Origin of the sequence: Actinoplanes sp. NPDC049548 (assembly GCF_040676695.1) — a bacterium.
Taxonomy (GTDB): Bacteria; Actinomycetota; Actinomycetes; order Mycobacteriales; family Micromonosporaceae; genus Actinoplanes.
This window is the reverse complement of record NZ_JBFAPM010000016.1, coordinates 66,498-82,755: the sequence shown is the minus strand read 5'-3', so window position 1 is coordinate 82,755 and position 16,258 is coordinate 66,498. Positions and strand designations below refer to the sequence as shown.

Genomic DNA, 16,258 nt, shown 5'->3' with positions numbered 1-16,258 from the left:
GCTGGTGTCGCTGACGCAGCCGGAGATCGACCGGGTGGTCGCGACGGTCGACGGCGGCGCGGCGAACGTCGCGGACGTGTACCCGCTGGCGCCGCTGCAGGAGGGTCTGCTCTTCCACCACCTCCTCGCCGACGGCCGCGAGGACGCGTACGTGACGGTCCGTGTCCTCGAGTTCGACACGCGGGATCGGCTCGACGGGTTCGTGGCGGCGCTGCAGCAGGTGGTGGACCGGCACGACATCTACCGCACCGGCGTGGTGTGGGAAGGCCTCAGCGAGCCGGTCCAGGTCGTCTGGCGGCGGGCGCGGCTGGCGGTGGGAACGGTCCAGCTCGACGACGCCGATGGGGACGGGGTCGCGGCGTTGATGGCGGCGGTCGGCTCGGTGATGGATCTGCACCGGGCGCCGCTGCTGGACGTGCACGTGGCGTCGTCCGGTGGTGGCCGGTGGCTGGGCCTGGTGCGGATGCATCACATGACCCAGGACCACCTCGGCATGGACGTCCTGCTGGGCGAGCTGCGGGAGGTGCTGTCGGGCCGCGGTTCGCAGCTGGCGCCCGCGATGCCGTTCCGGAACTTCATCGCTCAGGCGCGGGGCGGGCTGTCGCGGGCGGAGCATGAGCGGTTCTTCGCCGAGCTGCTCGGTGACGTGGCGGAGACGACCGCGCCGTTCGGGCTGACCGACGTCCGTGGTGATGGTTCGGCGGTGGTGTCCACGACGGTGCCGTTGCCGGAGTCGGTGGAGGCGCGGCTGCTGCGGGTGGCGCAGGTTTTGGGGGTCAGTCCGGCGACGGTGCTGCACGTGGTGTGGGCGCGGGTGCTGGGTGTGCTGGCGGGTCGTGACGACGTGGTGTTCGGCACGGTGTTGTTCGGCCGGATGAACGCGGGCGCTGGAGCCGACAAGGCGCTGGGGCCGTTCATCAACACGCTCCCGGTGCGGGTCCGTACCCGGGTGGGCCTGCGGTCCGCGGTGGAGCAGATGCGCGCCCAGCTCGCCGCGCTGCTGGAGCACGAGCACGCGCCGCTGGCCGTGGCTCAGCGGGCGTCGGGGCTCGTCGGCAACGCGCCCCTGTTCACCTCGATGTTCAACTACCGGCACGGCGGGCGGCAGCAGGCCGACACCGTCGAGGGCGTTCGCAACGTGTTCTCCGAGGAGCGCACGAACTACCCGCTGGCGGTGGCGGTCAACGACAACGACGAACGCATCGGCTTCACCGTGCAGGTGGTGGATGCCGTTGACCCGTACGCGATCGGCCGGATGTTGTGCACCGCGACCGAGCGGGTCGTGTCGCTGCTGGAACAAGGGTCGGACGTCGCCCTGAACACCGTCCCGGTGCTGGACGACGCGGACCGGGACCTGGTGCTCCACGGCTGGAACGACACCGCGGCCGACATCGCGGCGGTCGACGTGGTGGAGGCGTTCTCGCGGCAGGTGGCGGCCCGGCCGGATGCGGTGGCCGTGGTCGCCGACGGGGTGTCGCTGACCTACGCCGAGCTGGGGGAGCAATCTGCCCGGATCGCGGGTTACCTGCGCGGTGCCGGTGCCGGCGCGGAGTCGGTTGTCGGTCTGCGTCTGCCGCGTGGTGCGGGGATGGTGGCCGCGATCGTGGGTGTGTGGAAGGCGGGGGCGGCGTATGTGCCGCTGGACCCGGAGCTGCCTTCGCCGCGCCTGGATGTTCTTGCCAGCCGGGCGAGCTTGGTCCTCGTTGAGGACACCTTGGTCGAGGCGCTGCGCAGCGACCCGGTGGTGCCGCGGCCGTTGTTGCCCGGACAGCTGGCGTACGTGATTTACACGTCGGGTTCGACGGGTGTGCCCAAGGGCGTCGCGGTTTCGCATGCCTCGCTGAGCAATCTGGCGGCGGTGTTCGCGGTCGAGGCCGGTACCGGGTTCTTGCAGTTCGCGTCGTTCAGCTTCGACGCCTCGGTGCTGGACGTGGCGGTGGCGTTGTCGTCGGGGGCGGCGTTGGTGGTTGCTTCTGACCGGGAGCGGCAGGAGCCTTCGTTGCTGGCTGGGCTGCCGGTTCAGGCGGCGAGTGTGGTGCCGTCGCTGTTGCGGGTGCTGGACCCGGCCGCGCTGCCGGGGGTGCGGCGGTTGCTGGTCGGTGCTGAGGCGATCGATGAGGCGACCGCGCGGGCGTGGGCGGGCGGCCGGGAGCTGGTGAATACGTACGGGCCGACGGAGGCCACGGTGATGGTGGCCGCGGGTCCGGTGGATGGGGAACGGGCGGGTGCCGTGCCGTTCGGGCGGCCGATCGCGAACACCCGCCTGTTTGTGCTGGATGAGGCGTTGCAGCCGGTGCCGGTGGGTGTGGCCGGGGAGCTGTATGTCGCGGGTGTGCAGGTCGCGCGGGGTTATGTGGGCCGGCCGGGGCTGACGGGTGAGCGGTTTGTGGCTTGTCCGTTCGGGGCCGGTGAGCGGATGTATCGCACCGGGGACCTGGCGAAGTGGACCTCGGATGGGCAGCTGGTGTTCGCGGGTCGCGCGGATGAGCAGGTGAAGGTTCGCGGGTTCCGGGTGGAACCGGGGGAGATCGAGGTAGTGCTCGCCGGGCATCCGGATGTGGAGCAGGCGGTCGTGGTCGTGCGCGATGAGCGGCTGGTGGCGTACGTCGTGGGCTCGCGGGTCGATGGGTTGCGGGACTTTGTCGCGCAGCGGTTGCCGGAGTACATGGTGCCGGCGGCGGTGGTTTCGCTGGCGGCCATCCCGCTGACGGCCAACGGGAAGCTCGACCGGTCGGCGCTGCCGGATCCTGAGTTCGCCGGTGTGCGCAGCCGGGGTCCGGTGACGGTGCAGGAGGAGGTTCTGTGCCGGGCCTTCGCCGAGGTGCTCGGTGTCGAGTCGGTCGGGGTCGACGACAACTTCTTCGAGCTGGGTGGGCACTCGTTGCTTGCGGTGTCGCTGGTGGAGCGGCTGCGCGCGGCGGGCGTGTCCGTGTCCGTGCGGGCGTTGTTCGATGCGCCCACGCCTGTCGGTCTTGCCGGTGCGGTGGCACCCGAGTCGGTGCCGGTGCCGGAGAACGGCATTCCGGAGGGCGCTGGGCGGATCACGCCGGAGATGCTGCCGTTGGTGTCGCTGACGCAGCCGGAGATCGACCGGGTGGTCGCGACGGTCGACGGCGGCGCGGCGAACGTGGCCGACGTGTATCCGTTGGCGCCGCTGCAGGAAGGCCTGCTCTTCCACCACTTGTTCGCCCCGGAGGGCGTGGACACGTATCTCACCGTGCGGGTGCTGGAGTTCGACGCGCGGGACCGGCTCGACGCCTTCGTGGCGGCGCTGCAGCAGGTGGTGGACCGGCACGACATCTACCGCACCGGCGTGGTGTGGGAAGGGGTACCCGAGCCGGTGCAGGTGGTCTGGCGGCAGGCACGCGTGCCGGTCCGCCAGGTGGCGCTGGAGCACCGCGGCGAAGACCGGATCCCTGCCCTGATCGCGGCGGCCGGCTCGGTCATGGACCTGCACCGGGCGCCCCTGCTGGACGTGCACGTGGCCTCGTCCGAGGGTGGCCGGTGGCTGGGCCTGGTGCGGATGCATCACATGACCCAGGACCACCTCGGCATGGACGTGCTGCTCGGTGAGATGCGCGAGGTGATGGCCGGTCGTGGGGCGCAGCTGGCGCCGGCGATGCCGTTCCGCACCTTCATCGCCCAGGCACGCGGCGGAGTGCCGCGCGCCGAGCATGAGCGGTTCTTCGCCGAGCTGCTCGGTGACGTGGCGGAGACGACCGCGCCGTTCGGGCTGACCGATGTCCGTGGTGATGGTTCGGCGGTGGTGTCCACGACGGTGCCGTTGCCGGAGTCGGTGGAGGCGCGGCTGCTGCGGGTGGCGCAGGTCTTGGGAGTCAGTCCGGCGACGGTGCTGCACGTGGTGTGGGCGCGGGTGCTGGGTGTGCTGGCGGGTCGTGACGACGTGGTGTTCGGCACGGTGTTGTTCGGCCGGATGAACGCGGGCGTGGGAGCCGACCGGGTGCTCGGTCCCTTCTTCAACACGCTGCCCGTTCGCCTGCGGAACCGCCTCGGCGTGCGGGCCGCGGTCGAGCAGATGCAGACGCAGCTGGCGGGGCTGCTGGAGCACGAACACGCCCCGCTCGCGGCGGCGCAGAAGGCGTCCGAGCTTCCCGGGAACACGCCGCTGTTCAGCTCGCTGTTCAACTACCGGCGCGGGAACCGGCGGCAGAACGAGCACGAGGCCGTCGACGGGGTGCGGATCGTGTTCTTCGAGGAGCGCACGAACTACCCGCTGACCGTCGCGGTGAACGACGAGGGCGCTCGGATGAGCTTCACCGTCGAGGTGGTGGATGCCGTTGACCCGTACGCGATCTGCCGGATGCTGTGCACCGCGACCGAGCAGGTCGTGTCCCTGCTGGAACGGGAGCCGGACGCCGCGCTGAGCAGCGTCACCGTGCTGGACGCCGCGGACCGGGACCTGGTGCTCCACGGCTGGAACGACACGGCGGCCGCGATCGCCGCGGACAGTGTCGTCGAGTCGTTCGAGCGCCACGTGGCGAGGGACCCGAGCGCGACAGCGGTGGTCGCCGACGGAGTGTCACTGACCTACGCCGAGCTGGAGGAGCAGTCCGCGCGGATTGCCGGCTATCTGCGCGGTGTGAGTGCGGAATCAGTGGTCGGGTTGCGCCTCCCTCGGGGTGCGGGGATGGTGGCCGCGATTCTGGGTGTGTGGAAGGCGGGGGCGGCGTATGTGCCGCTGGACCCGGAGCTACCCGCGTCGCGCCTGGACGTTCTGGCCGGTGAGGCGCACCTGGTTTTGGACGAGGACACCCTGGTCGAGGCGCTGCGCAGCGATCCCGCCGTGTCGGTGCCGGTCCTGCTGGATCAGTTGGCGTATGTGATCTACACGTCGGGTTCGACGGGTGTGCCTAAGGGCGTGGCCGTCTCGCACGCCTCGCTGAGCAACGTGGCGGCGGTGTTCGCGGTCGAAGCCGGTACCGGGTTCTTGCAGTTCGCGTCGTTCAGTTTCGACGCGTCCGTGCTCGATGTGGCCGTGGCGCTGACGTCGGGTGCGACGTTGGTGGTGGCGTCCGACCGGGAGCGGCACGAGCCGTCGCTGCTGGGTGGGCTGCCGGTTCAGGTGGCGAGTGTGGTGCCGTCGCTGTTGCGGGTGCTGGATCCGGCCGCGCTGCCGGGGGTGCGGCGGTTGCTGGTCGGTGCTGAGGCGATCGATGAGGCGACCGCGCGGGCGTGGGCGGGCGGCCGGGAGCTGGTGAATACGTACGGGCCGACGGAGGCCACGGTGATGGTGGCTGCGGGTCCGGTGGATGGGCAACGGTCTGGTGTGGTGCCGTTCGGTCGGCCGGTCGCTAACACGCGGCTGTTTGTGCTGGATGAGGCGTTGCAGCCGGTGCCGGTGGGTGTGGCCGGGGAGCTGTATGTCGCGGGTGTGCAGGTCGCGCGGGGTTATGTGGGCCGGCCGGGGCTGACGGGTGAGCGGTTTGTGGCTTGTCCGTTCGGGGCCGGTGAGCGGATGTATCGCACCGGGGACCTGGCGAAGTGGACCTCGGATGGGCAGCTGGTGTTCGCGGGTCGCGCGGATGAGCAGGTGAAGATCCGTGGGTTCCGGGTGGAGCCGGGCGAGGTCGCCGCTGTACTTGCTGCGCATCCCGATGTCGCCGAGGCAGTCGTCGTCGTGCGCGATGAGCGGCTCGTGGCGTACGTCGTGGGTTCGCAGGTTGATGGGTTGCGGGAGTTCGTCGCGCAGCGGTTGCCGGAGTACATGGTGCCGGCGGCGGTAGTCCCGCTGGCGGCCATCCCGTTGACGCGTAACGGGAAGGTGGATCGGTCCGCGCTGCCGGACCCGGAGTTCGGCGGCGAGATCGGCCGGGGTCCGTCGAGCGTGCAGGAAGAACTGCTGTGTGGGGTGTTCGCGCAGGTGCTCGGGGTCGAGTCGGTGAGGGTGGACGACAGCTTCTTCGACCTCGGTGGGCATTCGCTGTTGGCGGTGCGGTTGATCTCGCGGCTGCGGGCGGTGCTCGGGGTCGAGGTGCCGCTGCGCGTGCTGTTCGAGGCGCCGACGGTGGCTGGGCTGGCGGCGCGGCTCGCTGATTCCGGTGACAGGCGTGTCAGGGCGAGTCTGCGGGTGGCGCAGCGTCCGGAGCGGGTTCCGTTGTCGTTCGCGCAGCGGCGGCTGTGGTTCCTGGCCCAGCTGGAGGGGCCGAACGCCACCTACAACAGCCCGATCACGCTGCGGCTGCCCGGCGACGTGGACGTCGCGGTGCTCGAAGCGGCGCTGCGGGACGTGATCGGGCGGCACGAGTCGCTGCGTACGGTGTTCCCGGCCGTCGACGGTGAGCCGTACCAGCGGGTGCTGAGCCTGGACGAGCTGGACTGGGGTGTGGAGGACGGTGCCGGCGAGCTGTCCGCGGCTTCGGCGTACGCGTTCGACCTGTCGCGTGAGGTGCCGGTCCGGGCGTGGCTGTACCGGGACGCCGACGAGTACGTGCTGGCGTTGGTGCTGCACCACATCGCGACCGACGGCTGGTCGGCGGGCCCGCTGAGCCGCGACCTGTCGACGGCGTACGCGGCCCGCAAGCAGGGCGAGGCGCCGGTGTGGGAGCCGCTGCCCGTGCAGTACGCCGACTACGCCATCTGGCAGCGTGAGCTCCTGGGCGACGAGTCCGACCCGGAGAGTCTGCTGTCGCGGCAGGTCGCGTACTGGCGGGACGCGTTGGCGGGTGCGCCGGAGGAGCTGGCGCTGCCCGTCGACCGGCCCCGTCCGGCAGTGGCCTCGTACCGGGGGCATCTCGCGCCGTTGCAGGTGCCGGTGGAGGTGCACGAGCGGTTGGCGGAGTTGGCGCGGGCCGAGGGCGTCACCATGTTCATGGTGTTGCAGGCCGCGGTGGCGGTGATGCTGTCGCGTCTGGGTGCGGGTACGGATGTCCCGGTCGGTGCGGCGGTGGCGGGGCGTTCGGATGAGGCGCTCAATGATCTGGTCGGGTTCTTCGTGAACTCGTTGGTGATCCGTACGGATCTGTCGGGCGATCCCGACTTCCGCCAGGTGCTGGCTCGGGTGCGGGAGACGAGCCTGGGTGCGTTGGCGCATGCGGATGTGCCGTTCGAGCGGCTGGTCGAGGAGCTGGCGCCGGCGCGGTCGCTGGCGCGGCATCCGCTGTTCCAGGTGATGCTCACCTTCCAGAACGCCGACCGGGTGGTCCTGGACGGTGCCGTGGAGCCTGCCGCGACCTCGGGCTCCGGACCGGTGGCGGGACGGTTCGACATCGACGTGATGGTCGGCGAGGTCTTCGACGGCCAGGGTCGGCCCGCCGGTCTGCGCGGTTCGATCATCGTCGCGGACGACCTCTTCGATGCGCGGACGGCGCAGCGGTTCACGACCTGGCTCACCCGGGTACTCACCGCTGCCGTCGCGGATCCGGACCGGCCGGTGCACGCGATACCGCTCCTGGATGACGTCGAGCGTGATCAGGTGTTGCGGGTCTGGAACGACACTGCGGTGCCGGTTGCGGCGTCCAGCGTGGTGGAGATGTTCGCCGGGTCTTTCTACCGGGAGCTGGATGAGGCGTCGAACCGGCTCGCGCATTACCTGGTGAAGCAGGGTGTGGGTGTCGACTCCGTCGTGGGGTTGTGCCTGCCCGCCGGAACGGAACTGATCACCGCGATTTTGGCGGTGTGGAAGGCCGGAGCGGCCTACGTGCCGATCGACCCTGCCTATCCGTTGGAGCGGATCACCTTCACGCTGGCCGACAGCAAGGCGGTGTTGCTGCTGACCGACGAGGAGACGTCGGAGGATCTGCCGGTGTCCGGGCTGGCCCGGATGGTGGTGCTGGACGACGCGCTGGTGGCGATGCAGCTGGCCGCCGCGCCCGCGACCGCGCCGCAGGTGGCGGTTGATCCGGCGTCGCTGGCGTATGTGATCTATACGTCGGGTTCGACGGGTACGCCGAAGGGTGTCGCGGTGACTCATGGCGGGCTGGTGAATTATGTCAGCTGGGCTGCCGACGCCTACGGGGTGGCCGGTGGTGGTGGCGCGCCGTTGCATTCGTCGATCGCGTTCGACCTGACGGTGACCAGTGTGGTGGTGCCGCTGGTGACCGGGTCGCCGGTGGAAGTGAGCGACGATCTCGTCGAGCTGCTGCAGGAGCGTGGCGGGTTCGAGCTGGTCAAGCTGGTCCCGGCGCATCTGGCCCTGCTGTCCGAGTCGCTCACCGATGCGCAGGTCAACGCCGCGGCGAAGACCTGGGTGGTCGGTGGTGAGGCGCTGCCGGGGCCTCTGGTGCGGTCGTGGCTGCAGCGGGCGCCGGGCTCGGTCGTGGTGAACGAGTACGGGCCGACCGAGACCGTTGTGGGTTGCTGCGTGTTCGAGGTTGCGGCGGGTGATGAGGTCGGGGCGTCGGTGCCGATCGGTCGGCCGATCGCCAACACCCGCCTCTACGTGCTCGACGACAATCTGCAGCCGGTTCCGCCCGGGGTGGCGGGGGAGCTGTACATCGCCGGCGCGCAGCTGGCGCGCGGGTATGTGGGCCGCGCCGGACTGACCGCGGAGCGGTTCGTGGCCTGTCCCTACAGCGCCGGAGAAAGGATGTACCGGTCCGGGGACCTGGCGAAGTGGACCGCCGACGGGATCTTGGAGTTCCTGGGCCGTGCCGATGAGCAGGTGAAGATCCGCGGGTTCCGGATCGAGCCGGGTGAGGTCGAGGCGGTCCTGGCCGAGCACCCGGCGGTGGCGCAGGCGGCGGTGATCGCCCGCGATGAGCGGCTGATTGCTTATGTAGTGGGTGAACAGGGCGACGGGTTGCGCGAGTTCGTTGCCCGGCGGCTGCCCGAGTACATGGTGCCGGCCGTGATCGTGACGCTGGCAGAGTTGCCGTTGACCACCAACGGCAAGCTCGACCGCGGCGCGCTGCCCGACCCGGAGTTCACCGTCGGTGGCGGCGAGAACCGGGCGCCGGAGACCGTCGAGCAGACGCTGCTGTGTGCGGCGTTCGCTCAGGTGCTCGGTGTCGAGTCGGTCGGGCTCGATGACAGCTTCTTCGACCTGGGTGGGCACTCGTTGCTGGCGGCTCGGCTGGTGTCGCGGATCCGGGCCACGCTGGGTGCCGAGGTTGAGATCCGTACGGTGTTCGAAGCGCCGACGGTGGCGCAGCTGGCCGTCCGGCTCGCGAGCGCCGGGTCGGAGCAGGCGCGGGTGGCGTTGCGGGCGGTCGAGCGGCCCGAGCGGATCCCGTTGTCGTTCGCGCAGCGGCGTTTGTGGTTCCTCGCCCAGCTCGAAGGGCCCAGCCCGACGTACAACCAGCCGCTGACGATCCGGCTGAGCGGGCCGCAGGATGTGGCCGCGCTCGATGCGGCGTTGCGCGACGTGATCGGCCGGCACGAGTCGCTGCGTACGGTGTTCCCGGCGGTCGACGGCGAGCCGTACCAGCGCATCCTCGACGCGGCCGGGCTGGACTGGCGCCTCGACGTGGTCGACGTACCCGCCGGCGAGCTGCCCCAGCGGGTGGCCGAGGCGTCGGCGTTCGCGTTCGACCTGACGAGTGAGGTGCCGATCCGGGCCCGGCTGTTCCGGGCGGACCCGGACGAGTGCGTGCTCGTCCTGCTCGTCCACCACATCGCGACCGACGGCTGGTCGATGGCGCCGCTGGGCCGCGACCTGGCGGCGGCGTACGCGGCCCGCAAGCGCGGCGAGGCCCCGGCGTGGGAGCCGCTGCCCGTGCAGTACGCCGACTACGCCATCTGGCAACGCGGTCTGTTCGGCGCGGAGGACGACCCGGACGGTCTGCCGGCCCGGCAGGTGGCGTACTGGCGGCAGGCCCTCGAGGGGGCGCCCGAGGAGCTCGCACTCCCGACCGACCGGCCGCGCCCCGCGGTGACTACGCATCGGGGTTATCGGGCGCCGCTGAACCTGCCGGCCGAGGTGCACGCCCGGCTCACGGCACTGGCCCAGGCCGAGGGTGTCACCACGTTCATGGTGCTGCAGGCGGCCCTGGCGGTCACCCTGTCGCGGCTCGGCGCCGGCACCGACATCCCGATCGGCTCGGCCGCGGCCGGCCGCACCGACGAGGCCCTGAACGACCTGGTCGGCTTCTTCGTCAACACCCTGGTCATCCGTACGGACCTGTCCGGCGACCCGGAGTTCCGGCAGGTCCTGGCGCGGGTCCGGGAGACGACGCTGGGTGCGCTGGCGAACCAGGACGTGCCGTTCGAGCGCCTCGTCGAGGAGCTCGCGCCGGCGCGATCCATGAGCCGGCACCCGCTGTTCCAGGTCATGCTCACCGTGCAGAACAACGAGCGCGCCGTCGCCGACCTGCCCGGAGCGCGCGCGGCCAACGCCGCTGACCTCACCGGCGACGACACGGTGGCGGCTCGCTTCGACCTCGAGGTGATGGTCGACGAGGCGTTCGACGAGCAGGGCCGGCCCGCCGGTCTGCGCGGGTTGCTGGTCGCCGCCACGGACCTGTTCGACGTCGCCTCGGCCCGGGCGCTGGCCGAGCGGCTGGCGCGGGTGCTGCGCGCGGTCGCGGCGGATCCGGGGCTTCGCGTACGGGCGGTGCCGGTGCTGGACGACGCCGAGCGCGACCTGGTGCTCCACCGCTGGAACGACGCGGCCGCCGACGTGGCGGTGGGCAGTGTCGTGGATGCGTTCGAGCGCCGGGTGGCGACGGATCCGGGCGCGGTGGCCGTGGTGGCGGACGGGGTTTCGCTGACCTATGCCGAGCTGGGGGAGCAGTCCGCGCGCATCGCCGGCTATCTGCAGGGTGTGGGTGCGGAGTCGGTGGTCGGCCTGTGCCTGCCGCGAGGCGCTCGGATGGTGGCCGCCATCCTGGGCGTGTGGAAGGCGGGGGCCGCGTATGTGCCCTTGGATCCGCAGCTGCCCGCGGAACGCCGGGAGGTCCTCGCCGCCGGGACGAGCCTGGTCCTGGACGAGCACACCCTGAATGAGGCGCTGCACAGCGATCCTGCGGCGCCGCGGCCGGTGTTCCCCGGCCAGCTGGCGTACGTGATCTACACGTCGGGGTCGACCGGTGTGCCCAAGGGCGTAGCGGTCTCGCACGGTTCGCTGAGGAACCTGGCCGCGGTGTTCGCGGTCGAGGCCGGTACCGGGTTCTTGCAGTTCGCCTCGTTCAGCTTCGACGCGTCCGTGCTCGACGTGGCCGTTGCGCTGACCTCGGGTGCGACGTTGGTGGTCGCCACCGACCGGGAGCGGCACGAGCCGTCGCTGCTGGCCCAGCTGCCGATCCAGGCGGCGAGCGTGGTGCCGTCGCTGCTGCGGGTGCTGGACCCGGCCGCGCTGCCGGGAGTGCGGCGGCTGCTGGTCGGTGCCGAGGCCATCGATGAGGCGACCGCGCGGGCCTGGGCGGACGGCCGGGAGCTGGTGAACACGTACGGTCCGACCGAGACCACCGTGATGGTCGCCTCCACCGTGGTCGACGCCGACCGGCAGGGTGCCGTGCCGTTCGGCCGCCCGATCGCCAACACCCGCCTGTTCGTGCTCGACGAGGCACTGCAACCGGTGCCGCCGGGCGTGGCCGGGGAGCTGTACGTCGCGGGTGTGCAGGTCGCGCGCGGGTATGTGGGCCTGCCCGGCATGACCGGTGAGCGGTTCGTAGCCTGCCCGTTCGGAGCGGGCGAGCGCATGTACCGCACGGGGGACCTGGCGAAGTGGACCGCCGATGGGCAGCTGGTGTTCGCGGGTCGCGCGGACGAGCAGGTGAAAGTTCGTGGGTTCCGGGTGGAGCCGGGTGAGATCGAGGTAGTGCTCGCCGGGCATCCGGATGTGGAGCAGGCGGTCGTGGTCGTTCGCGATGAGCGGCTGGTGGCTTACGTCGTGGGTTCGCGGGTCGATGGGTTGCGGGAGTTCGTCGCGCAGCGGTTGCCGGAGTACATGGTGCCGGCGGCGGTGGTCCCGCTGGCGGCCATCCCGCTGACGGCCAACGGGAAGGTGGATCGGTCCGCGCTGCCGGACCCGGAGTTCGGCGGCGAGATCGGCCGGGGTCCGTCGAGCGTGCAGGAAGAGCTGCTGTGTGGGGTGTTCGCGCAGGTGCTCGGGGTCGGGTCGGTGGGGGTGGACGACAGCTTCTTCGATCTGGGCGGGCATTCGCTGTTGGCGGTGCGGTTGATCTCACGGCTGCGGACGGTGCTCGGGGTCGAGGTGCCGCTGCGCGTGCTGTTCGAGGCGCCGACGGTGGCTGGGCTGGCTGCTCGGCTTGCCGGTTCCGGTGGTACGGGCGTGCGGGCGAGTCTGCGGGTGGCGCAGCGTCCGGAGCGGGTGCCGTTGTCGTTCGCGCAGCGGCGGCTGTGGTTCCTGGCCCAGCTGGAGGGCCCGAACGCCACCTACAACCAGCCGCTGATCCTCCGGCTGAGCGGGCAGCAGGACGTCGCCGCGCTGGATGCCGCGCTCCGCGATGTGATGGGCCGGCACGAGTCGCTGCGTACGGTCTTCCCGGCCGTCGACGGTGAGCCGTACCAGCGGATCCTCGACCCGGCCGAGCTCGACTGGGCGCTCGACGTGGTCGAGGTCGCCGAGGACGACCTGCCCGCCGCGGTGGCCGAGGTGTCCCGGTACGCCTTCGACTTCGCGGACCACGTACCTGTCAAGGCCTGGCTGTTCCGTCCCGCCGCGGACGAATACGTCCTGGTGCTGCTCGTTCACCACATCGCGACCGACGGCTGGTCGACCGTGCCGCTCGCCCGAGACCTCTTCACCGCGTATGCGGCGCGCAAGCAGGGCGAGGTCCCGGTGTGGCAGCCGCTTCCCGTGCAGTACGCCGACTACGCCATCTGGCAGCGCGAGCTCCTCGGCGACGAGTCCGATCCTGACAGCCTGTTGTCGCGGCAGGTCGCGTACTGGCGCGAGACCCTCGCCGGTGCGCCGGAGGAGTTGAGCCTTCCCGTGGACCGGCCGCGTCCCGCGGTGGCTTCACATCGGGGTCATCGGGCCTCTCTGCAGGTTCCGGCGGAGCTGCATCAGCGTCTCGTCGAGCTGGCCCGGGCCGAGGGCGTCACGACGTTCATGGTGTTGCAGGCTGCCCTGGCCGTGACGTTGTCCCGCCTCGGTGCCGGAACCGATATCCCGATCGGGTCAGGTGTGGCGGGGCGTGCCGATGAGGCGCTCAACGACCTGGTCGGGTTCTTCGTGAACTCGCTGGTGATCCGCACGGATCTGGCGGGTGAGCCGGACTTCCGTCAGGTCCTGGCGCGGGTACGGGAGACGACGCTCGGGGCGTTGGCGCATGCGGATGTGCCGTTCGAGCGCCTGGTCGAGGAGCTGGCGCCGTCGCGGTCGTTGTCGCGGCACCCGATCTACCAGGTCGTGCTGACGTTGCAGAACAACGAACGTGCCGCGGTGGAGCTCCCGGGTGCACGGTCCGCGGGCGTGTCCACGCTCGACGCGGTGGCGACCGGCGACATCGACGTGATGGCCGGCGAGGTGTTCGACGAGCGGGGCCGCCCGGCCGGAATCCGGCTCTCCCTCACGGTCGCCGCCGACCTGTTCGACGCGGCGACGGCCGACCGGCTCTCGGACTGGCTGGCACGCGTCCTGACGACGGTGGTCACGGAGCCCGCGTTGCCCGTGCACGCGGTGCCTCTGCTGACGGACCGCGAGCGCGAGCGCCTGCTCGTCCGTTGGAACGAGACTGCGGCCGAGGTCGAGGCCGGCAGTGTGGTGGAGCTGTTCGAGCGTCGGGTGGCGGCTGCGCCGGACGCTTTGGCGGTTCTGGCCGAGGGTGTGTTGCTGACCTATCGGGAGCTGGACGCCCGGGCGAACCAGCTCGCGGGTTATCTGCGCCGGTTCGGTGTGGGCGCAGAGTCGTTGGTGGCGGTCGCCGTGCCGCGCGGTGTGGATCTGGTGGTGTCGCTGCTGGGCGTGTTGAAGGCGGGCGCTGCTTACCTGCCGCTCGATGTCAAGCAGCCCGCCGAACGGATCGCGTTCATGATCGCTGACAGTAGGGCGATCGTGGTGCTGGGCACCGAGGAGGTGCTCGACGATCTTCCGTTGCGCGGTGTGCTGACGGTCGACATCGCGGATGTGGACGGGCCCGCGGACAGACCGGACGCGGTGGTGCGTCCGGACGGGCTTGCGTATGTGATTTACACGTCGGGTTCGACGGGTGTGCCGAAGGGTGTGGCGGTCACGCACCGCAGCGCGGTGAACCTGGTGTCTGCGCAAGCGACGCGGTTTGAGGTCGGTGGCGGCGACCGGGTGTTGCAGTTCGCGTCGCCGAGTTTCGACGCCGCGGTGTCGGAGGTGCTGGTCACGTGGTGTGCCGGTGCCGCGTTGGTGCTTGCGGACGCGGACCGGTTGTTGCCGGGCAACGGTCTGGTGGAGGTGTTGCGGGACTTCGAGGTGTCGCAGGTGACGTTGCCGCCTGCGGTGCTCGCGGTGCTGGAGCCCGAGGCATTGGGGTCGGTGCGGACGTTGGTGTCTGCTGGTGAGGCGTTGCCGCAAGCAGTGTTGTCGCGGTGGGCGACCGGCCGGCGGTTGATCAACGCGTATGGGCCGACGGAGACGACGGTGTGCGCGTCGATGTCGATGCCGCTCGCGTCCGGGGATGCCCCGGTGATCGGCCGGGCGATCAGCAACGGCCGGGTGTTCGTGTTGGACGGGGCGTTGCAGCCGGTTCCGGTCGGTGTTCCGGGTGACTTGTATGTGGCGGGTGTGCCGCTGGCGCGTGGTTATGTGGGTCGGGCCGCGCTGACGGGCGAGCGGTTCGTGGCGTGCCCGTTCGGGTCCGGGGCGCGGATGTACCGCACCGGTGACGTGGCCAAGTGGACTTCGGAAGGGCAGCTGGCCTACATCGGCCGGGCGGACGATCAGGTCAAGGTTCGTGGCTACCGGATCGAGCCGGGAGAGATCGAGGCGGTGCTCACCGGGCACCCCGCGGTGACGCAGGCGGCGGTCGTCGCCCGTGACGAGCGGCTGGTCGCCTATGTCGTGGGAGAACAGGCCGACGGGTTGCGGGAGCACCTTGCCCAGCGGCTCCCCGAGTACATGGTGCCGTCCGCGATCGTCACCCTGGCGGCTCTGCCCCTGACGGCCAACGGCAAGCTCGACCGAAAAGCGCTGCCCCTCCCGGACTTCGCCGCGTCCGGCACCGGAGCGGGCGTCGGCCGAGCGCCGGCCACAGTGCAGGAAGAGCTGTTGTGTGACGCCTTCGCGCAGATCCTGAATGTCGAGTCGGTCGGCGTGAACGACAGCTTCTTCGACCTGGGCGGGCACTCGCTGCTCGCGGCCAGGCTGGTGTCGCGGATCCGGGCCACGATGGGCGTGGATCTGGAGATTCGTACCCTGTTCGAAGCGCCAACGGTGGCCGGGCTGGCCCGCCATCTCGCCGATGCCGGGCAGGCCCGGACCGCGTTGCAAGCGGTCGAGCGGCCCGAGCGGGTCCCGTTGTCGTTCGCGCAGCGGCGGTTGTGGTTCCTGGCCCAGCTCGAAGGACCGAACCCGACCTACAACAGCCCGACCACCCTGCGGCTGCCCGATGACGTGGACGTCACGGCCCTCGAGACAGCGGTACGGGACGTGCTGGGCCGGCACGAGTCCCTGCGTACCGTGTTCCCGGCGGCCGACGGTGAGCCGTACCAGCGGATCCTCGATCCGGCCGGGCTCGACGCGCGGATCCCCGTCGTCGACGTCGACGGTGACGCCCTGCCCGATGCGGTGGCCGAAGCCTCGCGGTACGCGTTCGACCTGGAGCGGGAGATCCCGGTCCGGACCTGGCTGTTCCGCTCCGGATCCGGCGAGCGCGTGCTGCTGGTGCTGCTGCACCACATCGCCACCGACGGCTGGTCCACCGGGCCGCTGAGCCGGGACCTGCTGACGGCGTACGCGGCCCGCAAGCAGGGGCAGGCCCCGGTGTGGGAGCCGCTGCCGGTGCAGTACGCCGACTACGCCATCTGGCAGCGGGACCTGCTCGGCGCGGAGGACGACCCGGACAGTCTGCTGTCCCGCCAGGTGGCCTACTGGCGGGAAGCGCTCGCGGGCGCCCCGGAGGAACTGAGCCTGCCGGTCGACCGGCCGCGCCCTCCGGCGGCACGGCACCTCGGACACCGGGCGCCGCTGGTGGTCCCGGCCGAGGTGCACGAGCGGCTGGTTGAGCTGGCCCGGGCCGAGGGTGTCACCACGTTCATGGTCCTGCAGGCCGCGGTCGCGGTCCTGCTGTCGCGGCTCGGTGCCGGCACGGACGTCCCGATCGGGTCGGTCGTGGCGGGCCGGTCCGACGAGGCCCTCGACGACCTGGTCGGCTTCTTCGTCAACACGCTGGTCATCCGCACGGACCTGGCGGGCGACCCGGAG

At 71.1% G+C, this 16,258-nt stretch carries 1 protein-coding gene (running past both ends of the window); it reads left to right on the top strand.

The whole window is internal to a non-ribosomal peptide synthase/polyketide synthase gene (locus AB0J80_RS27370; RefSeq protein WP_364710300.1) on the top strand: the coding sequence, 39,954 nt in all, runs 12,317 nt past the left edge and 11,379 nt past the right edge, and what appears here is coding positions 12,318-28,575, spanning codon 4,106 (partial) through codon 9,525 (complete); the first complete codon in view begins at position 2. The start codon and the stop codon both lie outside this window.